25 protein-coding genes and 1 tRNA gene are annotated in these 26,878 nt (G+C 61.5%); 12 read left to right on the forward strand and 14 right to left on the reverse strand.

All coding sequences use genetic code 11. From position 1 onward, the window contains the following. Positions 1-185: 185 nt before the first annotated feature. Genes DDA93_RS14320 through DDA93_RS14330 form a run of 3 tightly spaced genes read left to right on the forward strand, consistent with a single transcriptional unit; the run spans position 186 to position 2,667 of the window. Positions 186-668, forward strand: coding sequence for an SRPBCC domain-containing protein (locus DDA93_RS14320; RefSeq protein ID WP_116779146.1), 483 nt, complete (start codon positions 186-188; stop codon positions 666-668). Beyond that, positions 665-2,041, forward strand: coding sequence for an FAD-linked oxidase C-terminal domain-containing protein (locus DDA93_RS14325; RefSeq protein WP_116779147.1), 1,377 nt, complete (start codon positions 665-667; stop codon positions 2,039-2,041). The genes DDA93_RS14320 and DDA93_RS14325 overlap by 4 nt, the downstream gene beginning before the upstream one ends. A gap of 14 nt (positions 2,042-2,055) precedes the next feature. Then, positions 2,056-2,667, forward strand: a complete 612-nt coding sequence (locus tag DDA93_RS14330) for a DUF4190 domain-containing protein (RefSeq protein ID WP_133185553.1) — start codon at positions 2,056-2,058, stop codon at positions 2,665-2,667. Positions 2,668-2,674: 7 nt separating this feature from the next. On the opposite strand, the gene DDA93_RS14335 is transcribed toward DDA93_RS14330, so the two are convergent. From DDA93_RS14335 to DDA93_RS14350, 4 genes are all read right to left on the reverse strand, one after another. Next, positions 2,675-4,033, reverse strand: a complete 1,359-nt coding sequence (locus DDA93_RS14335; protein WP_019483333.1) for a DUF4032 domain-containing protein — start codon at positions 4,031-4,033, stop codon at positions 2,675-2,677. A gap of 116 nt (positions 4,034-4,149) precedes the next feature. Next, the gene (ugpC, locus tag DDA93_RS14340) at positions 4,150-5,238 is read right to left on the reverse strand and encodes a sn-glycerol-3-phosphate ABC transporter ATP-binding protein UgpC (RefSeq protein ID WP_019483334.1); all 1,089 of its coding nucleotides are present in this window, start codon (positions 5,236-5,238) and stop codon (positions 4,150-4,152) included. Between the two features lie 145 nt (positions 5,239-5,383). Beyond that, on the reverse strand, positions 5,384-6,169 hold the full coding sequence (gene otsB, locus DDA93_RS14345; RefSeq protein WP_116779149.1) for a trehalose-phosphatase: 786 nt from the start codon (positions 6,167-6,169) through the stop codon (positions 5,384-5,386). Next, complete coding sequence (locus DDA93_RS14350; protein ID WP_019483336.1) at positions 6,162-7,634, reverse strand: trehalose-6-phosphate synthase; 1,473 nt, start codon at positions 7,632-7,634, stop codon at positions 6,162-6,164. The genes otsB and DDA93_RS14350 overlap by 8 nt, the downstream gene beginning before the upstream one ends. Positions 7,635-7,762: 128 nt before the next feature. Here DDA93_RS14350 and DDA93_RS14355 point away from each other — a divergent pair, with 128 nt between their 5' ends. Both DDA93_RS14355 and DDA93_RS14360 read left to right on the forward strand, forming a co-directional pair. Next, positions 7,763-8,626 (forward strand): thioredoxin domain-containing protein, encoded by an 864-nt coding sequence (locus tag DDA93_RS14355; RefSeq protein WP_024477060.1) that lies wholly within the window; start codon positions 7,763-7,765, stop codon positions 8,624-8,626. Positions 8,627-8,716: 90 nt separating this feature from the next. Beyond that, a tRNA-Thr gene (locus DDA93_RS14360) sits at positions 8,717-8,790 on the forward strand. Between the two features lie 247 nt (positions 8,791-9,037). Here DDA93_RS14360 and DDA93_RS14365 read toward each other — a convergent pair. Genes DDA93_RS14365 through DDA93_RS14375 form a run of 3 tightly spaced genes read right to left on the reverse strand, consistent with a single transcriptional unit; the run spans position 9,038 to position 12,065 of the window. After that, positions 9,038-10,084, reverse strand: coding sequence for an ArsA family ATPase (locus DDA93_RS14365; protein ID WP_116779150.1), 1,047 nt, complete (start codon positions 10,082-10,084; stop codon positions 9,038-9,040). Next, complete coding sequence (locus DDA93_RS14370) at positions 10,075-10,347, reverse strand: cory-CC-star protein (protein ID WP_019483339.1); 273 nt, start codon at positions 10,345-10,347, stop codon at positions 10,075-10,077. Before DDA93_RS14370 ends, DDA93_RS14365 begins: the two co-directional genes overlap by 10 nt. 14 nt (positions 10,348-10,361) lie before the next feature. Next, positions 10,362-12,065, reverse strand: a complete 1,704-nt coding sequence (locus DDA93_RS14375) for a carbon starvation protein A (protein WP_024477062.1) — start codon at positions 12,063-12,065, stop codon at positions 10,362-10,364. A 177-nt stretch (positions 12,066-12,242) separates the two neighbouring features. On the opposite strand from DDA93_RS14375, the gene DDA93_RS14380 reads away from it, so the two are divergent. Further along, positions 12,243-12,605, forward strand: coding sequence for a universal stress protein (locus DDA93_RS14380; protein WP_050994974.1), 363 nt, complete (start codon positions 12,243-12,245; stop codon positions 12,603-12,605). Positions 12,606-12,788: 183 nt separating this feature from the next. Here the strand turns inward: DDA93_RS14380 and DDA93_RS14385 are convergent, their stop codons facing one another. Beyond that, on the reverse strand, positions 12,789-13,088 hold the full coding sequence (locus DDA93_RS14385; RefSeq protein ID WP_116779151.1) for a hypothetical protein: 300 nt from the start codon (positions 13,086-13,088) through the stop codon (positions 12,789-12,791). A gap of 345 nt (positions 13,089-13,433) precedes the next feature. Continuing rightward, positions 13,434-14,945, reverse strand: a complete 1,512-nt coding sequence (locus DDA93_RS14390; protein ID WP_019483342.1) for a SulP family inorganic anion transporter — start codon at positions 14,943-14,945, stop codon at positions 13,434-13,436. A gap of 217 nt (positions 14,946-15,162) precedes the next feature. Here DDA93_RS14390 and DDA93_RS14395 point away from each other — a divergent pair, with 217 nt between their 5' ends. Next, the gene (locus DDA93_RS14395) at positions 15,163-15,525 is read left to right on the forward strand and encodes a MerR family transcriptional regulator (RefSeq protein WP_243400655.1); all 363 of its coding nucleotides are present in this window, start codon (positions 15,163-15,165) and stop codon (positions 15,523-15,525) included. Between the two features lie 14 nt (positions 15,526-15,539). Here the strand turns inward: DDA93_RS14395 and DDA93_RS14400 are convergent, their stop codons facing one another. Then, positions 15,540-17,573 (reverse strand): acyltransferase family protein, encoded by a 2,034-nt coding sequence (locus tag DDA93_RS14400; RefSeq protein WP_347693848.1) that lies wholly within the window; start codon positions 17,571-17,573, stop codon positions 15,540-15,542. Between the two features lie 167 nt (positions 17,574-17,740). Further along, positions 17,741-18,106: a MerR family transcriptional regulator gene (locus DDA93_RS14405; protein WP_019483345.1), complete on the reverse strand. Its 366-nt coding sequence runs from the start codon at positions 18,104-18,106 to the stop codon at positions 17,741-17,743. A 178-nt stretch (positions 18,107-18,284) separates the two neighbouring features. Between DDA93_RS14405 and DDA93_RS14410 the strand changes: the two genes are divergently transcribed. The 3 genes from DDA93_RS14410 to DDA93_RS16375 all read left to right on the forward strand — a co-directional run bounded on the left by DDA93_RS14410 (position 18,285) and on the right by DDA93_RS16375 (position 21,508). Further along, positions 18,285-19,814 carry a SulP family inorganic anion transporter gene (locus tag DDA93_RS14410; RefSeq protein WP_019483346.1) on the forward strand — a complete coding sequence of 510 codons (1,530 nt, stop codon included), beginning with the start codon at positions 18,285-18,287 and terminating at the stop codon, positions 19,812-19,814. A 56-nt stretch (positions 19,815-19,870) separates the two neighbouring features. Continuing rightward, positions 19,871-20,782 (forward strand): MFS transporter, encoded by a 912-nt coding sequence (locus DDA93_RS14415; protein ID WP_243400656.1) that lies wholly within the window; start codon positions 19,871-19,873, stop codon positions 20,780-20,782. 564 nt (positions 20,783-21,346) lie between these two features. Then, the gene (locus DDA93_RS16375) at positions 21,347-21,508 is read left to right on the forward strand and encodes a hypothetical protein (protein ID WP_156809082.1); all 162 of its coding nucleotides are present in this window, start codon (positions 21,347-21,349) and stop codon (positions 21,506-21,508) included. 160 nt (positions 21,509-21,668) lie between these two features. On the opposite strand, the gene DDA93_RS16890 is transcribed toward DDA93_RS16375, so the two are convergent. Next, on the reverse strand, positions 21,669-23,141 hold the full coding sequence (locus DDA93_RS16890) for a M23 family metallopeptidase (RefSeq protein WP_243400657.1): 1,473 nt from the start codon (positions 23,139-23,141) through the stop codon (positions 21,669-21,671). A gap of 420 nt (positions 23,142-23,561) precedes the next feature. Then, entirely contained in the window at positions 23,562-24,656 is a 1,095-nt protein-coding gene (locus DDA93_RS14425) for an alkene reductase (RefSeq protein WP_116779157.1), read from the reverse strand. Positions 24,657-24,927: 271 nt separating this feature from the next. Here DDA93_RS14425 and DDA93_RS14430 point away from each other — a divergent pair, with 271 nt between their 5' ends. Next, entirely contained in the window at positions 24,928-25,230 is a 303-nt protein-coding gene (locus tag DDA93_RS14430; protein ID WP_019483350.1) for a DUF4193 domain-containing protein, read from the forward strand. An 83-nt stretch (positions 25,231-25,313) separates the two neighbouring features. On the opposite strand, the gene DDA93_RS14435 is transcribed toward DDA93_RS14430, so the two are convergent. Further along, positions 25,314-25,697, reverse strand: coding sequence for a hypothetical protein (locus tag DDA93_RS14435; RefSeq protein WP_116779154.1), 384 nt, complete (start codon positions 25,695-25,697; stop codon positions 25,314-25,316). Between the two features lie 97 nt (positions 25,698-25,794). Here DDA93_RS14435 and DDA93_RS14440 point away from each other — a divergent pair, with 97 nt between their 5' ends. Beyond that, positions 25,795-26,628, forward strand: a complete 834-nt coding sequence (locus DDA93_RS14440; protein ID WP_116779155.1) for a tryptophan-rich sensory protein — start codon at positions 25,795-25,797, stop codon at positions 26,626-26,628. Positions 26,629-26,878 lie beyond the last annotated feature (250 nt).

Here is a 26,878-nt window from a genome sequence, read left to right on the forward strand (position 1 = left end):
ACGAATGACCCTCGATCCGGAACTTTCCGAGGCCGCCAAGGAAATCCTCAGCAGTCTCGAAAGTGGTCACTAAGCCAAGTGGCACGAGTCAGGGGCCTTTCGCACTTAACCCACCACACCCCAAACACACACCACACGAAACACCCCAGCCGGCGGGGCTGCCCACAGCCGGTACAGTCGCTGGTATGAGTGATCTATTTTCCGATGCTAGCCCCCCGCCGCCGACGCCGGAGCGGATCTCACCGATCGAGTTTGAGGTCACGGTGCCGGTACCGCCGGAACATGCTGCCGCGGGGTTCGCGGAGCACATCCACCTGTGGTGGCCGGTAGAAGACCTGAGTGTCTGGGGCGCCGGTAGCTTCTTCGACCTTGAAGACAATGCACTGGTGGAAACCTCGGTGGACGAAGTTGAAGCAGTGTGGGCTGAGGTTAGCCGAACCGAGCAGAGCACGCGCCTGGAGATGGTGTGGCGGCACCACCCCGACGGTGGGACCCCCACAGACCTGACGATTGAGTTTTTGCGCGGTCCTGGCAACGGGACCACGCTCTCCTTGGTACATGACGGCTGGAACACCGAGGCCAGGTCCAAGACCGAGCGGGAGCTCTACCAAAACTTCTGGCCCCTAGCCCTCACAAAGTTTCAGCGCTTCATGGGAGGCACCCCATGACCCGCGCGACGATGGCCGAACTGGCCGCGCTCCTGCCCTCCGGGGCAATTCTGACCGAGCCTGCCGACGTCGAGCCGTATGCCCGGGACCAGGGACCGGTCCTGGAACTCCGTCTGCCCGACGCCGTTGTCTGGGCGGAGACCGTTGATCAAGTGCAGCAGGTCGTTCGCTGGGCACACACCCACCGCGTCGCCGTCGTTGTCAGAGGAGCTGGCACCGGTGTGTCCGGTGGGGCGCACGCCACCGCCGGGTGCATAGTCCTGAACCTTGAACGGATGAACCGGATCGTGGACATCAGGCCCCTGGATGAGATTGCGGTGGTCGAACCGGGCGTGATCAACGCTGACCTCAACGCCGCCGCAGCGGCGCATGGGCTGATGTACGCACCCGACCCAGCCAGTTACCGAATCTCCACCATTGGTGGCAACGTAGCCACCAATGCCGGCGGGCTCCGGTGCGCGAAGTACGGGGTGACCCGGGATTCGATCCTGGCCCTCGACGTCGTTCTCGCTGACGGTAATCTGATCCGGACCGGTGTACAAACCTTCAAAGGGGTGGCCGGGTACGACCTGACCTCGTTGTTCGTTGGATCGGAAGGGACACTGGGGATCGTCGTCGGCATCACGGTCCGGCTGAGATACCTTCCCCATAGCGTGCAGACCCTGGCAGCGTTCTTTCCCGACGTGCAGGCTGCTGCCGCGGGTGTCCTCGCAGTGGGACAGGCGCGGGTTCAACCGGCAATCATGGAGCTGCTGGACGGGATGACCCTGACCGCGCTGGACGGGGCGCATGGCTCCAATTTGCGGGGGAGAGGGGGAGCCCTGCTGCTGATCCAGACTGATGGGTTCGGTGCCGATGCGGAGGCTGCCGTGGTCCGACGCGTTCTGACATCGCTCGGGGGCACGGTTGACGCGCAGGACGTCAGCGAGGCGGCCCGGCTCATCGATCTGCGCCGGCACAGTCGGGGCGATGAGGTCGACGACGAATTCCGGGTTGGTGAGGACGTTGCAGTTCCGCGGTCTCAACTGGTGCACTACATCGCCCAGCTCGAGAGGGTGGCGTCCGATCACTCGGTGTTGCTGAAGGTTGTTGCCCATGCCGGTGACGGCAACCTGCACCCTACGTTTTGGGTATCCACTGCTGAGGGTGAACAGGGGGTGGCCCGGCTTGAGCTTGCACTCGATGAGTCTGTGCGTCTGGCCCTCGCAGTCGGCGGCACCATCACTGGCGAACACGGGGTGGGCCAGTACAAACTAAGGTGGCTACCCTGGGAGCAGGGCGAACAAGTGCTTGAGGTGCAGCGGCAGATCAAGGACGTGTTCGATCCTCGTGGCATCCTCAATCCCGGAAAGGCAATTACCGCGAGAGCCTAGCGATGGTGGATAGAATGAGTCCAGTATTCGCTGCCAGCGGGCGGCGTCATAACCATGAATGGGGATTCAACGTGTCGGAAAATTACCCGGGAAACCAGCCTGACCAGCAGGGCGGCCAGGGCGACGACTCGAAGAAGTACCCCGCGGGCCAGCAATGGCAGCAGCCAGCACCGAGTAGCCAGCCTACCCCTTACGGGCAGCAACAGCCTCCGTATGGTCAACAAGACGCAAGCCAGCAGCCACCCTACGGGCAGCAGTCCCCCTACGGACAGCCCGTTGGCTACGGGCAGGGCCCTTATGGGTCCGGACCGGGCTATGGGCAGACGGCCGAAAATCCAGGAAAAACCCTTGGCATCGTTGGCTTCATTTTGTCGTTGATTCCGCTCTTGAATGTTGTCGGTCTGGTCGTCAGCATCGTGGCTATGGTGAAGTCCCGCAAAGCACGGATGGGCAATGGCTTCGCGTTGGCAGGCATCATCATCGGGGCGCTGGCGGTTATCGCGACCGTCGTCGTCATCATCGGGATCGTCGCATTCATTCCACTGATTTCTGAGGTCGCTGAGTTCTGCGAGCAGGCTGGCTCCGGCCCCCAGACCTTCCAGGGCGAGACCATTCAGTGCCCGTAATCGCCGGCTAGGGCGAGTCCCGGGCACCGCCGCCGAGGATGTCCATGGTCTTCGTATCAGCCGTCAACATGATGGCGGCCTCATCGCGGCGGTGGACCAGGATCGAGTCGAGATAGGACTGGACTGCTTCGGCCATCGGCACATTGCGGTCCTGCTTCTCCGACATGTACCAGCGGTGCTCCAGTACCTCGTGGACCACCTCGGCCGGCTCCAGCTTGCGGCCCAGCTCCCGAGGGACAGCCCTGACAATCGGTTCGAAGACCTGAGTGACCCAGAGATGTGCGCTGAGTTCCTCGTCGACGTCTGGATTGTTGTCTGCCCGGTAGGCATCCATGTCGTTGAGGAGCCGCCGTGCCTGGTTTTCCTGGGCGTCCAGCCCCGTGAGCCGCAGCAGCCGCCGGCTGTGGTGACCTGCGTCGACCACCTTGGGCTGCAGCTTGATCTGGGAGCTGTTGGCTGCGGTCTGGATGGCGTATTCCTCGACGTCGAAGCCCAGCTCGTTGAGCCGGCGGATCCGCGCGTTAACCCGCCACCGGTCGTTAAGGTCGAAAGACTCCTGATCGGTGAGTTCGGCCCAGAGCCGGCGGTAGCTGTCCATGATGAGCTCACTCGTAGCGAGAGGATCGATCTTTTCTTCGATCAACCCGCCCTCGGAGAGATCCATGAGTTCCCCGGCAATGTTTACGCGAGCGATCTCGAGGTCGTATTCGCGCTGACCGGATGACAGCCCGGGGTAGAGTTCACCGGTTTCTGCGTCGACGAGGTAGGCAGCGAAGGCGCCGGCATCACGGCGGAACAGGGTATTGGAGAGGGACACATCGCCCCAGTAGAAGCCGATCAGGTGCAATCGGACGAGGAGCAGCGCCTGCGCATCGATGAGCCGGGTCAGCGTGTCCCGCCGAAGCGTCTGGGAGAACAACGCTCGGTAGGGCATCGAGAACTTCAGATGCCGGGTCACCAGCACGGTATCCAGATCGGTCCCGTCCCGGGCCTTCCGCCCGGTGATGACGGCGACCGGCTCAACGCTCGGCACATCCAGCCGTCGCAGTTTCCGCAGCATGTGGTACTCGTGCCGGGCGATGTGCTCGCTGGTTTCCTTGATTGCAATCACCGATCCGCCCAAGTGAGCGAAGCGCACAATGTGTCGGGAAATACCGCGTGGCAGGGCTGCCAGATATTGGGCTGGCCAGTCCTCAAGGGCAATGTGCCACGGCAAGTCCAACAGTTCGGGATCGGTGGCAGCGGCCGTGATGTTCAGGGAACCAAGGGTGCCGGGGTCCGGGGCATCCTTGGTACGCGGCAGTTTGCCCGGCTGGTCCCAGTCGGTCGGCTCGTCGTGCCACTCGGCGTTTGGCGCATCGTTCATGTGTTGCCCTTTGTTGTAACTGTGTACGTGTTAACGAAGTACGGTGGCCCCTGAATTGAAAGTCAATCCACAGACCACCGTACTCGGGTCAGTTCCGCTCGGACAGCGGAGCCAGGCTAGACGTGGTCCGCCAGGCGCAGTCCGTCCTTCATGTCGAAGAGGTGCACGTGGCCCTTTTCTGGGGTGACGTAAATGGTGTCACCCTTCATTGGTGGGCGCCGGCCGTCGACTCGCGCCACAATGACCTGTTCCTCCCCATTGAGAGTGGTGTGGCCGTACACATAAGCGTCTGCGCCGAGCTCCTCGACGACGTCGACCTCGACCTGGAGGCCCTGATTGTCCTCGGCAACCTGCAGGTCTTCCGGCCTGACGCCCAGCGTGACCGTCCCGCCGTGCGCTGCGTCGAGCACCTCATGGGCAACCGGGTAGGTGATTCCGCCGAACTTGACGCCACCGTCGGTGACGGGCAGTTCAAGAAGGTTCATCGCGGGCGAGCCGATGAAGCCTGCGACGAAGACGTTGACTGGCCGTTCGTACAGGTTACGGGGGGTGTCGACCTGCTGGAGAACGCCGTCCTTGAGGACCGCGACGCGATCGCCCATGGTCATTGCCTCGACCTGGTCGTGGGTCACATAAACGGTGGTAACTCCCAGCCGGCGGGTCAGCGAAGCGATCTGGGTGCGGGTCTGCACCCGGAGCTTGGCGTCGAGGTTCGAGAGGGGCTCATCCATCAGGAACACCTGTGGGTTACGCACAATGGCGCGGCCCATGGCGACACGCTGACGCTGACCACCGGAGAGCGCCTTGGGTTTGCGGTCGAGGTACGGCTCGAGGTCGAGCAGCTTGGCGGCGTCGCGAACCCGCTCAGCACGCTCCTCCTTGGAGACGCCGGCAATTTTCAGCGCGAAGCCCATGTTGTCAGCGACCGACATGTGAGGGTACAGCGCGTAGTTCTGGAAGACCATTGCGATGTCGCGGTCTTTCGGGGGGACATCGGTGACGTCGCGGTCACCAATGAGAATGCGGCCCGAGTTGACGTCTTCGAGTCCGGCGAGCATCCGCAGGGATGTGGACTTGCCGCAACCGGAGGGGCCTACGAGGACGAGGAATTCGCCGTCGGCGATCTGAATGTCGAGCTTGTCAACCGCGGGCTTATCTGTGCCGGGGTACAGGCGTGTTGCCTGGTCAAACGTTACCGTTGCCATTTTGTTTTTCCTTTTCACGGGCAGGTACGTGCCCGACGATCCGTTGTGAATGGAGAATATTCAGTTATCCGTGCAGCAACCACTGGCCGCGCTGCTATGAGCTGGCAGGTGGCATGCGTCACACAATCTGAGTATGGCAGATAAATCAGATTTGCGCACCGGCGCCGCGGAGCACCAGGAGGTGCTCAAGGACGGCGACCAGCTCCTGAGGTGATCCGATACGGTGGTGCGCCTGAGTTGGTCCGTCGCCGATTTTGATGCCGAGGTCCTGTGCCTCCAATGCAGCGAAGGCGTGCTCGTCGGTGACGTCGTCGCCCGCGAAAAACACAGCCGTCGCGCCGGTGTACTTTCTCAGTGATCTGACCCCCTGCCCCTTGTCGGCGCTGATCACCGAAGTTTCCAGCACCCGCTTGCCGTCGGTGATGTGAGCACCTTCGAGCTGATCCAGGGCCGTGCGGGCGGCATGGGTTGCGGCGGCGGCGACGTCGTCGGCGGCGGTGCGGGTGTGGAGTACAACGCCGGCCGGCTTGGTCTCGAGCACGGTTCCTGCATGTGCGTCCACCACCCGCTGGACGGCGTCGGTGGCGCGACGCAGGAGGTCAGACTGCTGCTTGGTGAGGGTGAGGGGTGCGCCGTCGGGGCCGGTCCAGGTTTCGGCTCCGTGGCTCCCGATGAGGAGAGTCTCGGGGTCCGGCGTCGCGACAGCACGGAGGCTGTCCAGGGCGCGACCGGACACGAGGGCCGTCGTCGTCTCAGGCAGTTGACCCAAAGCCGAGAGCGCCGTGGCAGACCCCGGCAGTGGCCTGGCGTCTGCTGCGTGGGGAACCAGCGGCGACATCGTCCCGTCGAAATCGAGGGCGATCAGCAGGTGATCGGCTCCAGCGATGGTTTCCAGCGCGGTCAATAGTTCGGCGCTGAGCTGCTCAGGCATGGGGTGTCTCCTGGGAATTCTCGTGGTTCCCTTCCTGCAACGCTGCGAGGAAGGCTTTGGACCAGCGTTCGACGTCGTTCTGGAGCACCTGACGGCGCATGATGCGCATGCGACGAGTCGATTCGGCGGGGCTCATGTTGACCGCGGTGACGATAGCGGCCTTGAGGCCATCAATATCATGCGGGTTGATCAGGACCGCCTGACGCAAGGTATCCGCCGCGCCAGCGAACTCACTGAGGACCAGGGCGCCACTGTTACCGGTCCGGGCGGCCACGTACTCCTTGGCAACCAGATTCATGCCGTCCCGGAGCGCGGTGATCAGCATGACGTCCGCGGCCAGATACAGAGCGACCATTTCTTCGACCGGGTAGCTGTGGTGCAGGTAGCGGATGGCGGTGTTCTTGATGGTGTCGTAGGTGCCGTTGATCCGGCCGACGGCGCCCTCGATCTCCTCGCGCAGCAACCGGTACTGTTCAACTCGTTCCCGGCTGGGGCTGGCTACCTGAATGAGTGCAGCGTCCTCCACCTTGACGTGGCCATCAGCCAGGAGCTCTTCATAGGCCTTGAGCCGGTGGCCGATGCCCTTGGTGTAATCCAGGCGGTCGACACCCAGCAGGATGTGCTTCGGGTTGCCAAGTTCACGGCGGATTTCCTTGGACCGTTCGATAATGTCTTCGCGGTTTGCCAGGGTGATGATCTGGTCGACGTCGATGGAGATGGGGAATGCCTCGGCCCGGGAGGTGTAGGTTGGGCCGCCTTTTTCGATTTCCACCTGAACCTGCTGCTGCCTAACCGTGTGCCCGACGAAGCGGCGAACGCAGCGCAGGAAGTTGCTCGCATCGCTGGGACGCTGAAAACCGATCAGATCGGCGCCGAGCAATCCTTCAATCACCTGGCGTCGCCATGGCAGCTGGGCGAAGATCTCCAGGGGTGGGAACGGAATGTGGTTGAAGAAGCCGATCTTCAGGTCCGGGCGCGCGGCGCGAAGCAGCTTGGGGACCAGCTGCAGCTGGTAGTCCTGGACCCAGACGGTGGCCCCTTCGGCGGCAACAGCCGCTGTGGCCTGGGCGAAGCGTTCGTTGACCCGGCGGTAGGAGTCGTACCAATGCCGGTGGAACTCGGGTGGGGCAATGACATCGTGGTACAGCGGCCACAGGGTCGCGTTGGAGAAACCTTCGTAGTAGAACTCCACCTCGTCCGCGGTGAGCGGGACAGGGACCAGACGCATGTTGTCGTGGTCGAAGGCGTCGAGGGTCTCGTCGGGTGCTCCGTGCCAGCCCACCCAGGCGCCGTCGGCCTTGGACATCACGGGTGCCAGGGCGGTAACAAGCCCGCCGGGGGAGCGGCGCCAGGTGCTGCTGTCGTTGGTGGAGACGCGGTCGACAGGCAACCGGTTGGACACCACGATGAACTCGAATTCGCCGTAGGCGGTGGTCTTATCTGGCGAGGGTTGAGCTGAAGGCACGCTGACTCCTGAACATAGTAGGCCTACTTAGCACTTTACCGTTTAGGCGGCGTCGCCCGGTCCGTAGTCGTCGGCGGGGATGGATCGCTAAACTTGAGACTACGCGTACCCAACCATGACGAGGACTGATGACCCCCAGCTCGAGCCATAGACCGACTAAATCGCAGCGATCGTCGCAGGCCCGTGAGCAGGCGAGGCTGCTCCGCGAGGCGCAGGAGCGTCAGGAGAAGCGCAGGGGACTGCTCATTCGCTGGGGTGTGGTGGCGGCTGTGGTAGCCATTCTGGTGGCTGTGGCGTTGATCGTGACCAACACGATCCGCGGCCAGGTTCCCGATGCTGGTGCTGCCCCCGCCGGGGGCAATGAGTTTGGCGGGATTGTGTTGACCTCAAGCACGGAGGTCGAATCCTTCGAAACGGGGACCGTTGATCTGGCCACGCTGCCGTCGGAGCCGCGTCCAGCAGGCGAGTTGCCCCCTGGTATCGCCGAGTCAGCTGACGGTGAGCCCGTGCAGGTGGTTTCGTATGTCGATGTCAACTGTGTGTTCTGCGCCGAGTTTGAGAGTACCCATGCCGATCAGATCAAGGCATGGCTTGACGCTGGCGAGATCAGCATGGAGCACCGCAACGTGGCGTATCTGGACCGCAACTCGTCGACTGACTATTCCTCACGGGGCGCCAATGCGCTGGCGTGCGTGGCCGAAGAATCCCCTGAAGCGTATTTCGATTTTTCGACCGGGGTGTTCGCCAACTATGAGAACGGTGAACTGGACGACGACGGGCTGACAGCTCTGGCGTCGTCGGTGGGTGCCGCTGACATCGCCACCTGTCTGTCGGAGGGGGCTTTCAGGCCATGGGTCAACTTCACGACCGAGGCCGCCGAACTGGATGGTATCGCGGGAACTCCTACCATCTATGTCGACGGTGAAGCGGTGCCCGAGGCAATCGACAACTTCGCTGTGTTCACCCAGGAAAAGATCGACGCCAAGGGCTAGTTTTCGCTGACGCGCTGGCTGGGCTAATCTTGTCTTTGCGCATTCGATCGGTTTCATCACGACGACGGCGCTCGCTGGTTTAGCCAGTTCGCCTCCTTAGCTCAGTTGGCCAGAGCACCTGTCTTGTAAACAGGGGGTCGCCGGTTCGAATCCGGCAGGAGGCTCAACGAACCCCTTCTGACTAGGCAATACGCCTATCTGGAGGGGTCTTCTATGACCAGCAAATCGTTGAACCGACGTTTGTCGGACGTTTTAGCGTCCATCTTGCCGGGAACATCAATGCGGGATACATGGTGTCCATGTTCAGACAGCCTAATAGGATAGGCTGCCCGTCCCCGAGCCGAGATCAATGACATTGCAGGGACGATGGAGCTCGACCGGCGCGGAGCCGAACTCCTCTGCCCAGCATCCTTATTTCTCGTGGATGTCCTGATCTGACGCGCGGGCCAGCGCGGAACCGAACCGTTCGAGCGCCTGTTCTCCCACGATGTCTCCAGGCAGTAGGGGCACTTGCAGCAGCGGGATATCAGGCAGGGACTCGCGCAGCGTCACCAGATGGTCGTCCTCCAGTGCACGTCGATCCGCAAGGAAATCGCCGGCGTCGGAGGGGGATCGTTTGTTGACCACCAGCGCGCCCACATGGACGCCTGCGCGGACCAATTGCTGGTGCAACTCCACGGTCTCAAGCACGGGAAGCCTCTCGGCGGCAAGGACAATGACAAAGGCGCAGCGCTGCTCATCCATCAGGACCGTGCGCAGCGACTCGAACCGCTCACGCCGACGCAGGAGAATCCGACGAATTTGCACATCGCGCTCCTCCGCCGGCTCTGGTGACCGCCCGGTTCCCACGACGGACTCAGCTGAATCACGATCCTCCAAACCGCGCAACGCGGCCCCGAACCGCTCTGACCGCCCACGACGCCGCAGCAACCCTTCGGTCCAGGCAGCCATGATTTCGGGCAGCGCCATCAGGCGCGCAGTATGTCCTGACGGTGCGGTGTCAAAGACCACGAGGTCATACTCGCGCAGTCCAAGGTCAACCAGCTCTGCGATGCGTTCCAGGACCGCTGACTCGTGCGCTCCCGGGGAGTCCCGGGCGAGTTGCATGTGCTTGTCGACCTCACCGGCGAGATGCTCGGGCATGAGCCTGCGGATGGAGGTCCCCACAGCTGCGAGGTGTGCCTCGGTGGTGGCGATTGGGTCTACTTCAATCCCATCGAGGGCGCCAGATGCCCCCGGGCCGACGTCTATCCCCCGCGCGAGCGAAGTGATTCGGTCCCCGACGGCGCATCCCCACAGGTGCCCCAGGTTGTGGGCTGGGTCCGTGGAGACGACGAGCACCCGCCGGCCCGCACGGGCCTGAGCGAGCGCGACAGCGGAGGCGACTGCGGTCTTGCCGACGCCGCCCTTCCCGCCCACAAAGAGCACCCGACGGGCAGCGGCCAGGTCTAGCAGCATGAGATGTGGTCGAGTGGCGAACGCTCCATGCCCATCCGGCGGTGCCAGTCGTGAAACCGGTCATACACCACTGGCAGCAACTCCACCGTGTAGTAACTTGCCGGGTTGGGCACGCCCAAAGCCTCCGAGAGGACCAGCATCATGAAAAGATCCTCCTCATCCCGCTGCGCGCGAGCGAATGTTCGCCGGTAGGGCGCCACGTAGAACTCGTGCAACCCGGCCCGCACATGCTCCTGCACGGTGTGCAGCCGGTGCAGGAGCATGTGCGGTTTCACGGTCAGGAGCGCGTCCGGGTGCTAGCGCGCTCGCGCTCATCGTCTTCCAACTCCGGCGGGTTCTTCTTTGCCTGCGACATAGCGATCGCTGACTCGAAAATAACCCACACCGCGGCAACCAGTATGATCACGTCAAGCACGAGCAACAGCCAGTTTTCGGCGGCGTAGAACTGTCCCATCTGAACGATGAGCGCGTAGACGGACATCGTCAACAAAAACAGGAGCGGCACGAGCACAGGGGTCACAGGACGGCCCTTGCGCAGGAGGATCACGGCGATCATCGATAGCGTCAAACCTGCCAGCAACTGGTTGGTGGTGCCGAACAGCGGCCAGATCAGCATGCCGCCCGCACCGTCTGCGCCAGCGCCGAAGGTCAGGCCCATAGCAATGGCCAGCACAATGACCGTTGCCAACAACTTGTTGATATTGACGCCCATAATGCTCGCGGCTTCCTGCACCACAAAACGTTGCAGACGGATGCCGGTGTCCATGGTCGTCGCGGCGAAGAGGACAGCCATGGTCGCGAGGATGGTGGCGCTCAGTCCTGCAGGAATACCCAGGCCGCTGTTGACGATGGCGCCGCCGCCCTCGACGAACGCGCCCACCCCACCCTGGCCGAACGCACTGTAGACCTGCTCCCATTCCGCGACGGTGCGGAAGCCCGCCGTCGTGGCGATGATGGCACCCAGTGCCAGCAGGCCCTCTCCAACGGCCCCGAAGTAGCCCACGAAGCGGGCATCCGTTTCCTTATTTAGCTGTTTGGAGGACGTGCCCGAGGAGACGATGCCGTGGAATCCGGAGATCGCTCCGCATGCAATGGTGACGAAGAGCAACGGGATGAGGCTCGGTGTGCCCTCCGGCACGGCCTCATTGAACGCAGGGGCCACCAGGGTCGGGGCCGAGATCAGGATCGCACCGTAGAGGATGCCGAGCGCGATGAACAGCTGGAGGCCGTTGATGTAGTCGCGAGGCTGCAGGAGCATCCATACAGGCAGGACCGAGGCGACGCCGGCGTAGAGGAAAAGAACCACGATCCAGAAGGAGGTGGCCGAGAGCCCGAGGATTGTCTCCGGCAGGACCACTGGTACCTGGTCCCCGATCAGGATCAGGGCGTAGAGGGCGACGACGCCCACAACGGAGACCACCGCGAGGTTCCACTTGTAGCGGTAGATGGCCTGACCGATGAGGAGGGCGACGACGATAGCACCCCAGGTGGGTATGACAGCGGTAGGAGTACTGGTAAGCAGGCCGGAGATCACCACGGCGAATGCGGCATTGACCATGAGCAGCACAAGGAAGATGATCACGAGGAACAGATTGCGCCCGCGCGGACCAATGTATTCTCCGGAGAGCGAACCGATGGACTTGCCCTTGTGCCGGGCGGAAGCCCACAGTGCACCTAAGTCATGGGCGCCGGCGAAGAAGACTGTGCCGATAGTCACCCATAGGAAGGCTGGCAGCCAACCCCAGATGACGGCAATGGCGGGGCCCACGATGGGCGCCGCCCCAGCAACCGAGGTGAAGTGGTGGCCCCAGAGGACGAATTTGTTCGTGGGAACGTAATCGACCCCGTCACTCAGTTCATGAGCGGGAGTGACGAAAGACTCCTGCAACTTGTAGATACGACGGCCAAGGAACCGTGAGTACAAGAAATACCCAAGAATCATCATGGCTACGCCAGTCAGCGCAAGGACAACGGAATTCATGATGCTCCGATCTAATGGGCCCCCAGCGGGTGTGACCAAGACTATATAGAATTTGCCCCGTAGTTGCCAAGAGCACCTACCCGATACCCGCGACGTCCTTACCCGATGCAGAATCCCGGAACCGCGCTAGGTCGGATTCGAAATGTCTCTACGCGTCCCGAACGGGGGTTCGGGTAGTTGCTGCCTGGCATCATCCGTCACAGGGAGTGTATACACCCTCAGGACTGGAACTACGAGGAAGCGACGGACAAGGCACTGAACCAGGGGCTGGAGGAAGCGTTCCCCGCCGGAGCTCCCTCCGTGATCGAACGACGGATCGTCCGTGGCAACCCATGCCAGGTCCTCATCAAGGAGAGTGCAAACGCCTCCATGGTTGTCGTCGGCTCGCGGGGTCATGGGGGATTCGCCGGCCTATTGTTGGGCTCCGTCAGTTCCGCAGTCGCTGAACGGGCCGCCTGCCCGGTTCTCGTATCGCACGGCGCACCCCGACAGGCTGACGGCGACGTCGACGCATCGCCTATCGAGGCCACCAAACAGTAACGAGAGGGCTGTTGTTAACGCCAACCCAAAATGGGGCCATTAGTGCATTTGAAAACAGGGCCACTGGTGGTTCTGAAATCCGGCAGGAGGCTCCACGCGCCCCAGGTATGCCCCAAAGCCGCATCTGCCATAGCAGATAGAACGAAGCTCGCCGGCTGTGCACTATTGGCTTTTTTCAGCCTGCTATCGGTTCAGGTTGTCGTCACGGAAGGAATAGATGATGGGCACAGGGCACTCGGCCGCTGGGCATTGCATCTCCTGAACCACGGGGTTGAGTGGCTTGCCGCAGACAAGGCCGTTTGCATTGCCCTCGGAGTCAATCACCCCGGGGAGTCGGTAGCCATTCGCGAGGAGTTCCGCTACGACCAGGACCTGGTTGCTGGCGGGACATCCGGTCGTCGACGCAGGTTGGGCGAAGGACGCCGTCGACGGAATTAGGGCGAACGCCGCAGTTGCCGCGGCGATGAGGACGAAGCGTTTCATCGGATTCCCTTTCGGCAGGGCCGCACCATTACGGCCATCTTAAGTGTGTCCCTCCGCAGCCCAGCCCGCAATACAACAACGCATATCTGAACAGCGCTTCACCGTAGAGGTTTATGGCAGGCCAACCGATACCCCGGGAAACACTAGAACCGCCAGAGACAAGCCCGAGCAGCAAAGAAGAAGGGTGAGGGCCGTTGCACCATTGAGCGGATTTTACCTAGTCAACGGCCCGAGGCGGCCTCCGCAGGAAACTGGGAGAATCCCCGGCGGGGCCATCGGCGAGATTGCAAACCGGCCGGAACCCTGTATGTCAGATCGGTTCGAAATGATTAATGGGCAGTGTAACTAGTGACCCGCGCCGAGCTTGCCGGCGAGCCGTTCGCGCATCAGTACGGAGGCGTCGTTCAAACCGATGACCCGGACGTCTTTCCCATGGTTGTGGTATTTCTCGGTGATCGCATCCAGGGCGGCAATCGTTGACGCGTCCCATAGGTGTGAGGCGTGCATGTCGATGACCACGTGGTCTGGGTCGGTCGCATACTCGAACTGCGTGTAGAGGTCGTTCGAGGACGCGAAGAACAGCTCACCGTCCACGGTGTAGGTAGCTGTCTCTTCACCGTTGAGTTCGATGACCGTCCGGTCAACGGTGACGAAGTGCGCGACGCGGCGTGCGAAGGCGATCATCGCCACCAATACCCCGACGCCCACACCGATGGCCAGGTTGTGAGTCCAGACAACGACGACGACGGTACTCACCATTACCAACGTCTCGCTCTTGGGCATCCGCCTCAGGGTGGTCGGCTTGATGCTGTGCCAATCGAAGGTGGCTATGGCGACGAAAATCATCACGGCGACCAGGGCTGCCATGGGGATGAGTGCCACAATCTCGCCGAGAGTTACAACCAGGATCAACAGGAAGATACCGGCCATGAACGTGGAGATCCGGGTCCTCGCGCCGGAGGCTTTCACATTGATCATGGTCTGACCGATCATCGCGCAGCCACCCATCCCGCCGAAGAATCCGGTAATGATGTTCGCCGCGCCCTGCCCCCAGCTCTCGCGGGTTTTGTTGGAGCGCGTATCGGTGATGTCATCGACGAGCTTGGCTGTCATGAGTGATTCGAGCAATCCGACCAAAGCCATGGCGAAGGCGAACGGCGCAATGATCTGCAGCGTCTCGAGGGTCAGCGGAACATTGGGGAAAAACAGGGTGGGTAGGCTGTCGGGCAACTCGCCCTTGTCCCCGACGTCGGGGACGGCGATGTTGGCAATAACGGCGAACACGGTGAGCACCACGATGGCGACCAATGGGGCTGGCACCACCATAGTGAGCCGCGGCAAGCCGAAGACGATCAGCAGCCCGACTGCGACCATGGGATAGACCAGCCACGGGACGTCAATGAGTTCCGGGACCTGGGACATGAAGATCAGGATGGCCAGTGCGTTCACGAAGCCCACCATCACCGAGCGCGGGATGAAACGCATCAGCCTCGCGACGCCGATCAGGCCAAGTACTACCTGAAAGATCCCAGCGAGGATGACGGCCGCAATGAAGTAGTCAACTCCGTGGCTGGAAACCAGAGGGGCAATGACCAGCGCAATGGCACCGGTTGCCGCAGAAATCATCGCTGGGCGTCCGCCGAGGAACGCAATTGAAACAGCCATCGTAAAGGATGCAAAGAGACCAAGCCTCGGGTCCACACCTGCGATGATCGAGAATGCAATCGCTTCAGGAATGAGAGCGAGAGCAACCACCAAACCCGCCAACACCTCGGTTTTGAGGAGGCGCGGATGCCGGAGTGTGCGCATCACCGACTGGCGTTCGACAGGAGTGGGTGCCAAAGTCGGCGTGGTCATAGGGATAGTCCTTTGTAAACGGAGCAGGCTAGGTGAATCCCCACGGTTCGGGGGTGTCCGGTCTGGGCCGGTAGGCTGAACGGCAATGTACACATCGATCCGCGCAACGCAGATCGGTCGATCTAAATTCTAACTTAACGTCACGAGAGGTTAACGCCGGTGGGGCACAGGGAATCGAACAATGGGTGAATCTTCGGAACCGGCACGGACTCGCTCCATGCATATCGGCGAAGTAGCTGAGCGGACCGGTCTCTCGCTCCGCACGATCAGGCACTATGACGAAGTGGGACTACTCCCGGCATCCTCGCGCACCGAGGGCGGGTTTCGTGTCTACACAGACGGTGATATTGAGCGCCTCTTGGTAGTGCGGAGAATGAAACCATTGGGATTTACCCTTGAGGAAATGGGAGATTTGCTCTCGATCGTGGATGGTCTGACCGCTGCCGGCAATGACGAGGACACGAGCAGCCTGCGGGAACGGCTGGCTGGTTACTTGACGTCGGCAGCCGCCCAGCGAGAGAAGATGGCCGAGAATCTCCGGCGAGCAGATGAATTCATCGCGACGCTCGAGACCTACTGACCATTAGGTCAGCGCTAGCCTCCACTCCAACCAGTCTCGGCTAGGATCCGTCGTTCCAGGGCCGGAATCAACGTTTCTACATAGCTTCGGTTCAGGTGGTCGAAGTCGCGGTACACAAAGACGTTGCCGATCATCGCTGGGCAGGTGGTGTCCGTGCAGATTCGGTCAGTCAGGTCCACCGAGTGGAACAGCGGTTCGGTCTCGGCGATGGCGTCCGCCGGGTTCTCGGGCAGTAGCACCTCGGCCCGGTCAGGATTGCATTGCGGAGCGTCGACGCCCTGCAGCTCCGCGCACTCAAACATATTGAATGGGAACCGGGGATTGTCTCGGATGGAGATCACCTCTACGCCCTCATCGAGGAACGGCTGGATTCCAGCCTGGTAGTCCGGCACCAGAGATTCGCGCGGCTCGTCTGTGTAAGTGATGGTGCCCAAGGTCAGGATGGCATCAGGATTCTGGTCTTGCGCATACTCTCGCGCAGCGGCGTTGAATGCGTTGCATTCGTCGTCGCGCTCAGCCGATTCGCCCCCGTAGCGACAGGCATCCTTCAGCAAAGCAACCACTCGCCAGTTGTTTTCAAGGGCGATGGGCCCAATGGCTGACATCAGCTGGAGTGCGTGCGAGTCGCCGATGACGATGATGGTCTTGTCCGGTTCCGCGTCGGGCTCAATCTGGTGGCAGCGTTCGAGGAGCGGGTCTGAGGTCAGATAGGGCGGGGTGCAGCCTGGTCCAGCATTACCCCACTCGTTCCCAAGGTCTGTAGCCGCAGGGATGGGGTCGGCGTCGGGAACCCCGCCGGCCGGGTAGTCCGGGGCTAAAGCCGCCGCCCCTGGGTTCAGTGCGTCCGGCTGGGACTCCAACTGGTGTTCGTTGGACGAAATCTGGGTCTCCCAACCGGTCAGTGGCACTGCGACGACCAACGCAAGCGCCACGGTCAATGTTGCATTACGACGACGACGTCGGTGCACCCAGCGCCACGACCGTATGGGTCGCTCAACCAGACGGGTCGTTACCGCCGCCAGTAGGATCGATGCGCCAATAATCACCGCGCCAACGCTGAATGAAGCTCGCTCGGCCCCAGAGACCACCAGATAGGTAATCAGGATGGGCCAGTGCCACAGATAGAGCGCGTAGGACATGCCTCCAAGGCGAAGAATCGGAGGCGCTGAGAGAAGCCGATCGATACCCCACCTGCTGCCTGTCTGACCGGCGGTAATCACAAATAGAGCACCGACGGTCGGAACCAGGGCTATGTAGCCCGGAAAAGCGTCTCCGACGGGAATGAGGATGCCGCAGAGGGCTATTGCCAGAAGACCAATCCACCCCATCAACACGCGCGGAATCTTGTGTGGCCGCAACCAGGGTAGGGCGAGGGCTAGGAGGGACCCGAGTGCGAATTCCCAGAGACGTGCCCGCGTATCGAAGTAGGCGAAGGCCTGGTTCTGGATCGTCTCGCTCACCGAAAACGACAGCGACATGATGAATATCGTGGTGAAGACTGTGCCCGCTACCACCCGGAAAGGCGACCGTAGCGCTCTGGCGGCGGCTGCGCAGCCGGCGAGCAGCAATGGCCACAGGATAAACACTTGCCCCTGAATCGATAACGACCAGAAGTGCTGCATCGGGCTGACAGCAGCGCTCGCTGCCTGGTACTCAACAGCTCCGAGCGCCAATGACCAGTTCTGAAAGTACAGGAGGGAGGCCCAGCCATGGTCGATGATCTCTCCCCACCTGGCCTGAGGAAAGACGAGCAGGGCGGCCGCGATGGTGGCCAACAGTACGATCACCGCTGCCGGCACAAGCCTTCCAAACATCCGTACCCAGCGCCCCAAGAGGTCGAGTGGTCGCTGGGTCTCGACGCGCCCGGTAAAGGACAGTGTCAGCAGGAACGCGGAGATCAGGAGGAAGACGTCGACGCCGCCCGAGACTCGATCTAGCCAGATGTGGTAGACGACCACCATAAGGACAGCGACCGCCCGTAGTCCCTCTACTTCAGGACGGAACGCCTGTTGGCTCTTCCGTGGTTCCGCGGCCGAGCCCAAAACCAACCTCTTTCATTGCTATCTGCGTGGATATTTCGCCCATGAATGAGCTGCGGAGAATCTTTTCGTTCAGCGCAAAGGGGAACCATGAGCGTAACTACTCCAGCAGCCAACGTCGAAGTGTGCGAAATCCGTCGGGTCTAAGCGGGGTAGAGCTGGTATGGGGGGAAGTGTCAACGTGAGTCCCTGGCTTGATCGGTCATTGTTGCGATGAAGTCGTCGGCGCGGTCAAGATTCACCGCCATGGCTTTGCGCCGAACCCGCGCCTCTTCAAGGAACCTGATCAGCGTTTTTTCTGCTGGCCCTTCAGTACCCTTGCTCCGACTGATGGCGTCGAGCAGATCGGCGACTTCGTCGAGACTAAACCCCAACGCGCGTGCCTGTCTTATTAGCACCAGCCGCTTGAAGTCGTCTTCTGAATAGATTCGGAAACCACCGTCAGTTCGGGCTGATGGGTGGAGTAAGCCGATCTCGTCGTAGTGCCGGATTGTCCGCAGAGACAGCTGCGCGCGTTCGGCGAGTTCGCCAATCTGCATCATGCACCGTCTTTCGTAGGAAAAGTAATGGATTTAACTCTACCATTACGTTAGGGTAAGGTCAGTAGTGGAGCTGGCGAATCCGCACCTCCCACCTTCTTCTTTGGCGCAGTGCAGCGCCCGTTTTCCCTATCAAACCGGAGGCACGATTGTGTCCGCCCGAGCACGAAATGGAGCCCGCATGGCGACCAATGCCTATGCCACCAATCTGGATACGAAGTTAACACCCGAACAAACCCAGTCCGTCTGGCGCACCCTGCGCTCACCCCGGCGTCTGCGGACCGAAGTCCTCGCCGGTTTGGTAGTCGCTCTCGCCCTGATCCCCGAGGCCATCGCGTTCTCGCTCATCGCCGGAGTGGACCCCCGCATAGGCCTCTTCGCCTCCTTCACCATGGCCGTCTCCATCGCTTTCCTTGGTGGACGACCAGCGATGATTTCCGCCGCTACCGCTGCTACCGCCCTAGTGATTGCACCGCTGGTGGCGAGTCACGGGCTGGACTACTTTATTGCAGCAGTAATTTTGGCAGGTATTTTCCAGGTGGTTCTGGGACTTGTCGGCGTCGCGAAGCTGATGCGGTTTATTCCGCGCTCGGTCATGGTGGGGTTCGTCAATGCACTGGGTATCCTGATCTTCACTTCTCAGCTTCCCGAGCTCCTTGGGGTACCTTGGCTGGTTTACCCGATGGTGGTCGTGGGCCTACTGGTGATCTACCTTCTTCCCCGGCTCACCAGAGCCGTTCCCGCCCCGCTTGTCGCGATCGTGATTCTTACCGTTGTCGCCGTCGTCTTCGCTCTCAACGTGCCAACTGTCGGCGATAAGGGCGATCTGCCGGAGAGCCTGCCTTCCCTCTTTTTCCCGAATGTTCCACTGACTTTCGAGACCTTCCAGATCATCGCTCCCTTTGCTCTTGGTATGGCTGTAGTTGGTCTGATGGAATCTCTGATGACCGCCAAGTTAGTTGATGACATCACTGATACCCGGTCCAATAAGGTTCGTGAGTCCTGGGGCCAGGGCACGGCAAACATCATCACCGGCTTCTTCGGTGGCATGGGTGGCTGCGCCATGGTGGGGCAGACGATGATCAACATCAAAGCCTCGGGCGCACGCACCCGAATCTCGACATTCCTTGCGGGAATATTCGTTCTGATCCTCGCCGTTTCGCTTGGCGACATCGTTGCGCTCATCCCGATGGCCGCCCTGGTGGCGGTAATGATCTTTGTCTCCGTTGCAACGTTCGACTGGCACAGCGTCAAGATCGACACGCTCCGTCACATGCCAAAGAGCGAGACCACGGTCATGGTGGCGACCGTCGTCTTCACGGTCTTCACCCATAACCTGGCCATCGGTGTGATCATCGGTGTGCTCGTAGCGATGGTTGCTTTCGCACGCAGGGTTGCCCATTTTGTCAGCGTTGAGCGGACGATCGAGGAACACTTCGGCGTCACCTTCGCCAAATATGTTGTCAGCGGGGAATTGTTCTTCGCTTCTTCCAACGATCTGTACATGCAGTTTGAATACGCCGAGGATCCAGAGAAGATCGTCATTGACATGTACCAGTCGCACCTTTGGGACGCGTCTACGATCGCTGCACTGGACGCGATTATTGAAAAGTACCGCCATTACGGCAAAGAGGTCGAAATACAGGGCCTTAACACTGCCAGCGCCGCCATCCGGGATCGCCTCGCAGGGCGACTTGCAGGAAGCCACTAACGGAGCAAAGGTGTCCTGCGGAGGGCCGAGAGTAGCTGGCAATAGATGAGGAAACAGTGAAAAAGCCAAGGGGCACCGGATCATGGTCCGGCACGGTACTTGCCGCCGCACTGATTACCGCCGCTACGGCGCCGGGTCAGACTGCGGGGCTCTCACCATTCACCGATCCGTTGATCGAGCAGCTCGAAATCTCCAGGACGGACCTTTCGTTTAGCTACCTCATCGGTACGCTCGCCGGTGCAGCAGCCCTCCCATTCATTGGGAGGGGGCTGGACCGGTGGGGTGCACGAAAAGTGATTACCGTGGCGGCGCTGGTATTCGCGGGTACGCTGCTGGCTCTGAGTTTCGCTACCAACATTGCCGGTCTGACTGTCGGGTTCGTATTCCTTCGCATGGCCGGGCAGGGGGCACTAACCCTGGCCGCCACAACTGCGGTGGTGAAGGCTCTAACCACCCGACGTGGTCTCGCGCTCGGAATAACCGCAGCAGTCGGTTCAGCCGGTATCTCCTTGACCCCAGTTCTCGTGAATCGGCTGATCAGCGCCGGTGGGGTGGAAATGGCATGGCGCTATCAGGCAGTTGCCGTGCTCGTGATTATCCTGCCGATGGTCCTCCTGCTTCCCAGACACCGGAAAACGGCGCCCCCAAGGCTCGCTTCCGGGGAGTCCCAGCCCCATCCTGAGACAATTCCGGGCGCCGACTGGTCCAGCAGCCAGGCAGTTCGGGCCCCCATTTTCTGGGCCATAGCTGCAGCGCTGGCTGCAACCGGAGTGCTCACCACCGGTCTCGCTTTTCACCAAATCTCTATCCTCACCACTCAGGGCCTAACCAGCACCGAAGCCGCTGCGAACTTCATCCCCCAAACCATCACTGGCATCCTCGCGACTTTGGTGGCGGGGGCGCTTTCTCTCGCGTTGACCCACGGTTTGCACTGGCTGCTTCGATGGCGCTTCTTGCTGCAGCGCTAGGTTTCCTGCAGGTTGTCAACGGACTACCTACCGCACTTATTTATGGCTTGATACTTGGTGCGGCATCCGGCTCGATCCGAGCTATCGAGCCAATCGCCTTGTCGCACTACTTCGGCACAGAGAATATCGGCGGTATCCGAGGCATCATTACCGCCATCAACGTCGGGTCGACAGCTCTGGGTCCGATACTTTTCTCACTCGGGCGCGATCTGACAGGGAACTATTCTGTGCCTAGCCTGATATTTGCGCTATTGCCGGTGTCGGTAGCAGTATTTGCGCTGCTGTGTCCCGCTCCCGGCCGGAAAGGCAAACTAATGGCCAGGGGTGCCAGCCGCTAGTATTCGGATGCCCTGCTGGTGAAACGCATTGGGGCGTTGAAGGTATTCCTGTGGGCCCAACCGTTGGGGACCGCCCAACACGACCCTCTGGGGGCTGATCGGATTCACGGGCCCGGCTGCTGGTTCCGGGACTTTTATCGCCTCTGCTTGGGTGGCGCCGGACACCCAGTCTCAATGTGGCGAACCCGTTGGTGACCCGTCGGGCGAATGAGGGCTAGGAAATTCGATGTCGTGTGTAGTAACCGGGTGCAAGGAAAAAGTTAGCGGAACCAGTGTGGTCCCCCAGTCGGTCGCTGGCGCCCAGCCCGGTGATCGGGCGGCTCAGCGCTCAGGCAGCGTTTTGACTGAATTCCTCGGTGCAGTCCTCGCAGAAGACTTCGTCAACTAGTTCGCCGCAACACTGACACCTGTGATTAATGTTTGTCATGGATAGACATTACGAAACGTACCCGCCGGGTCACGAGTAGGGAATACTCGTTTTCCCCATCCGTGATGCAGGTAGAGAGTGCCAAATCCACAAATGAGGCATCACCAACCTTGCAGACGGTCTAGGGTTTTGCCGCGGTCGCATCGTCTGCCGGTACGACGACGGTGTCCTGGTGGTTGTCCATGTCGTCTATCTCGCCATTTGAATCGGCGTCTGACTCCTCTTGACCATCGCAGGGGGGAGCTGGAACGGCCGGATCGCCGTCCCCGGCCTCTTCCTCAATAGCGTCATCCGCCTCAGTAGTGCCATCCACAGGAGTGGCCGAGGCATCGGAGGCAACCTGTTCGTCGTCGGTCACTGGTATGGGAATCGGTACCGGGAACGGCGACGCATCCTGTCGGGGGCCGTGTCCCGGCGTCGAGTCCTCACCGGATCCACTTCCAATAGCCTGGACTGTCTCAGGTTCGGTGCAGACCAGAGCTGGGTCAGGGTCCGGTTCAGGAGCGGGTGAAGGCTCAGGTTGGGGTGTGGGCTCGGGGCCGGGAGCGGGCGGGGGAGTAGTTTCATTTTCTGGCTCAGGCCCCGGGGAGCTGGGCGACGGTGCAGGTTCATCCTGTGACGGTGCAGGTTCATCCTGTTTCGTTGGGGCCGCTGACGGACTTGGGCTCGAAGAGTTCGGGCTCGAAGGACTCTGGCTTGCCGGCCCCGGCTGAGGCTTATCCTGTTCTGACAACTTGGGTTCGGATGGTCTGGCAGTGGGTCGGGGAGTCGGCTTGGAATCATGAGCAACCGGGTAAGAGTGCCGTGGCGGGGCCGAGCCGGCAGCAGGCTTCGGAACTGCTGGCGCGGCAACAATCGCCGGTCCATGCACCCCTTCGATGCGACTGTCACCCGTATCGTGTGACACCTCGTGAGGCATGGCAATTACCCATGGCACTGCATTGCTTGATGCACCCCCACCCGGTGCGTAGGAGGTCATGTCCGGTGTTCCCACCTGGGATGCGGGATTCAGCGGTGTGAGCGTCCATCCTCGAGGATCAACGTGGGACCCATCGCGAATGGTTTCAAAATGCAGATGACAGCCCGTTGAGGACCCGGTTGACCCGACGGCCGCCACAATCTGGCTGACTTCAACGGTGGCTCCGGCTTCAACCGAAATCCCCTCAAGATGGTTGTAGGTGGTGATCAGCCCGTTGCCGTGATCGATTTCCACTCGATTCCCGCCACCCCAGGGGTGCCACCCGACTGCCCGAACCGTTCCGGCATCCGCCGCATGAACCGACGTGCCGCAGGGTGCGGCGAAATCCAGTCCGTAGTGGAACTCGCCCGCCTCGCCGGTGAGCGGGTTAATGCGCTCGCCGAATGGGGAACTGGGGCTCAGCGTTCCTAGCGGTGACATGAGTGTGCCCGGTCCGGGGCGGGACGGGCCGTCGGAGGGAACGCTGGTGACCTGGAGTCCGTTGTCAGCACCCCTGGCCTCCTCCGACGCAATACCGCTGTTGGGTTGACCGGGAACCAGGAAATCCTGCAGTCCGGGAGTTGGGGTGGCCAGCAGTTCGCGGCCCACCCATCCGGTGGGCACAGCTGCCGACACGGCAGAGTGGGGTGCCGCGGCTGCCAACTGCCCCGTCGTGCCAGAGAGGGAGCTTTGATACCCGGACCCACAGACCGCTGCCACGGCTACGCACACTGCGAGAGTTGCCCGCGTTGCGGACTTGCGCGGTCCCGGGGTTCTCGGGGCAGTAATTCGTCCGACAGGTGTCACGAGCAGCTCCAGGCAGATCCCCGCTGAGCGAGCTGACCGGCATTTGAAAACCCGTCGGGGCGGAAGCGAATTGGCCCCCACCCACTCACCCCTATGCGGGGAAGTTCTTATGTACCCACTCAGAGTGACGCACCACACCCGGATACGCAACGGCTGGAGAGCATGCATTTGAGAAATCGAATGACTTCCTAGGGTTTTACCAAGCTAGCTCTCTTGAGTGGGTGTGCATATCCTGGACGGCCGGGACTCCTAGGCTGTAGCTTCGGCCAGCACATCCTCGTAGAACGGGTAATCGATGTATCCCTCGGCGCCGTGTGAATAGTAGGTCGCAGGGTCGGGCTCGTTCAGCGGTAGGCCTTCCTGCCACCGGCGGGCCAGATCCGGGTTCGCGATCGCCTGACGGCCGACGACGACGGCGTCTCCGAGCCGGGATGCGAGGATGCTCTCGGCTTCGTCACGGTCGGTAATCACGCCGAAGCCGCTGTTCACCAGGAAGGGTCCGCCGAAGCGCGAACGGAGTCCCTGGATCAGTGAACCGGCTGGGTCTTCGTGGAGGACGCTCAGGTAAGCGAGGTTGAGGGGTGCGATAGCGTCGACCATTGCGCCATAGGTAGCGAGGATGTCGTCGGGATCTGCGGGTAGCACGTCCCTGCCGCTGGTGCCCGGGGAAATCCGGAGTCCCACCCGCTCGGCGCCGACCGCTGCAACTACCGCCTGGACTACCTCGGCCATGAAACGGGCGCGGTTGGCGGGGGAGCCGCCGTAACCGTCGTCGCGCTGGTTGGTTTCCGGGAACATGAACTGGTGGAGGAGGTAGCCGTTGGCCCCATGAAGCTCAACACCATCCATACCAGCGTCGATCGCGTTCCGTGATGCCTGGACAAACTCATCGATGACGCCGGGAAGTTCGTCAGTGGTCAGGGCGTGGGGAACCGGGTACGGCAACTTGCCATCATAGGTTCGGGTTTCGCCATTGATCGCCACAGCGCTCGGAGCAACGACCGTGTGCCCGCCAGTGGTTGCCTCGTGTGTGACCCGTCCGGCATGCATGACCTGGGCAAAGACCCGCCCACCGGCGTCGTGCACAGCAGTAGTGACATTGCGCCAGCCGGCCAACTGTTCCGCCGTCACTAGGCCTGGCTGGCCAGGGAAGCCTCGGCCGGCGTCACTCGGGTAAGTGCCCTCGGTGACGATCAGCCCCAATGATGCGCGCTGCCGGTAGTGCTCAACCACGAGAGGGCCAGGAACGCCCTCCCTGCTCGAGCGGACCCGGGTGAGGGGGGCCATGACGATACGGTTGGGCAGTTCCATGGCACCAATGGTGAGCGGGGTGAAGAGAGTCACAAGCAGCACTTTCCGTTGAAAATAGGTTCTGCAAGGGGCAACCCCGTCCAGGTCCGACCTATTCCAGGGCCGGTGTAGGCGGGAATAGCTAGCCACTGATATCGCTTACCTAGCTGTCACCCCGTAGGCCCTTTCGGGATGCTCAGAGGGGGCCCAATTATGCGTAATCGTGCAACAATATCTCCTGCACATTGGTCAGGAATTTCATGGTTATACTCGGTGGCTGCATCAACCACACAGCTTCAGCGATTTTCAAGAGAACGGCACCGGAATGGCAACGGATTACGACGCACCACGCAACAACGATGAGGACAAGGAAGCCGAGTCCCTCGAAGCCCTTCAGGCTAACCGTGGCAGCAAATCCCAGTCGGCTTCAGTTGACGTCGAGGATGCCGACACTGCCGAAGGGATTGACCTTCCTGGTGCGGATCTTTCGGGTGAGGAACTCCTGATCCAGGTAATTCCGCCGCAGGATGATGAGTTCACCTGCTCCTCCTGTTTCCTGGTCCGCCACCGCAGCCAGGTTGCCCGCCAGAAGGGCGACCTCCTGTTCTGCCGGGAATGCGAAGGCTAACCACCAGAAGACTTCTCCACTGCGCCGTCGACGGACCACCCCTCGGTCTGTCGACGATGCAGCGTGAGGATCGGGTGTGACGGCTAGTGGCCCAGCAGATCCTCATCGGCATGGCTGAGGGGCGAACCGCCAAGGTTGGCGCTGTCGTCGCTGCCATCGATCTCTGATTCGTCAGCGGGATCGCCGAAATCGACGTCCGCGGCGGCTTCGCCCAGCGTCGGCACGGCGTCGTCGCCCTCAGATCCATCGCGCAGTACCTGCTCAGCAACGGTGCCTTCCGCGGTCACCGTCGCAGCCGGCTCGTCCTGAAGTAGCGGGTCGTTTCGCCACTGGTCAGGGTTGTCTTCCGCAGCGCCCGGGTAGTTGTCGGGCTGTCCCGCAGCCACCGGATCCAGCTCCTCGGCTTCCGCTGTATCGATTGCGTCGGTGATACTCAGTTCCTCTTCGGGGAGGTTTGATTCAGTCATGACATGCACCTTTCGAGTCAACACGTGAACTACCCAGCCTACTGACCTCTTGGCGGAGGAGATAGTTTTATCGCGGTCAGACCGGTTCAATAGAGGTATGAGAACCCACACATCAAGCAAGGAAAAGACCAGCGCTGACCTGTATCGCCAGATAGCTGTCACTGCCAGCATGATCTTCTGCCTGGTGGGATCGATGATCGGTGTCGGAGTCTTCGGCGGGACGCCCATTGCAGAGGCGGCTGGCGGGGCATTGGGCACGGATGCCACCCTTCTGGCCCCGGCGAGTGCGGCGTTTTCCATCTGGTCAGTGGTGTACGCGGGCTTGGTGGCTTACACCGTCTGGCAATGGTTGCCGTCACAGCGATCCGCGCAACGGCAACGATCGCTCGGCTGGATGGTCGCAGTGTCAATGGTGTTGAACGCGGTCTGGATTCTGAGCATCCAGGCCGGGTGGCTCAATGTGAGTGTGCCGGTGATTCTGGTGCTGCTTGCAGTCCTGACCGTCGTATTTCTGCGCTACAGCGGCCGGCCAGCATCATCGTGGTCTGAGGCAGTGATTGTCGATGGCACGCTGGGCCTGTATCTTGGCTGGGTCTGCGTGGCGGTGTGCGCGAACATCGCTGCTGCGCTGACCGCTGCAGGCTTCGATGGGTTTGGCCTGAACGAAGAAGTTTGGGCTGTCGCTATCCTTGCCGTCGTTGCACTGGTTGGCCTAGGGCTGGCGCTCAAAGGCAAGGGTCGTCTCGCCGTCGCGGCGGCTATTGGTTGGGGACTCACCTGGATCGCGGTTGGGCGCACCAGCGGCGACATGGAATCGGCGACGACGTCGATCGCTGCCGCCGTCGTGGCGGCAATCGTCCTGCTTGCAACAGTCATCATCAGGGTGCGCTCCCGCAGCCATGCAGGAGCGGCGACTTCCGCGCTGCGGTAGAGCTTCGCGCCCCGCCTCTGGCTGCGCCGCACCCCTGGCCGCACCCCGTCCAGCCCAGCCCCGTATCCTCTGGCCGCACCCGCCCGCCAGAGGCCCCGCATCCTCTGGCCGCACTCCGTCCAGCCCAGCCCCGCATCCTCTGGCCGCACCCACCCGGCCAGAGGTGACATGTGGTGGGCCGACGGCTTTTTGAATCACCAGATCTCACGTCTGGGGCGGAGCTGCGAGGCACGCTGAGGCTGCCTAGGGG

Origin of the sequence: Arthrobacter sp. Bz4 (assembly GCF_003075455.1) — a bacterium.
Taxonomy (GTDB): domain Bacteria; phylum Actinomycetota; class Actinomycetes; order Actinomycetales; family Micrococcaceae; genus Arthrobacter_D.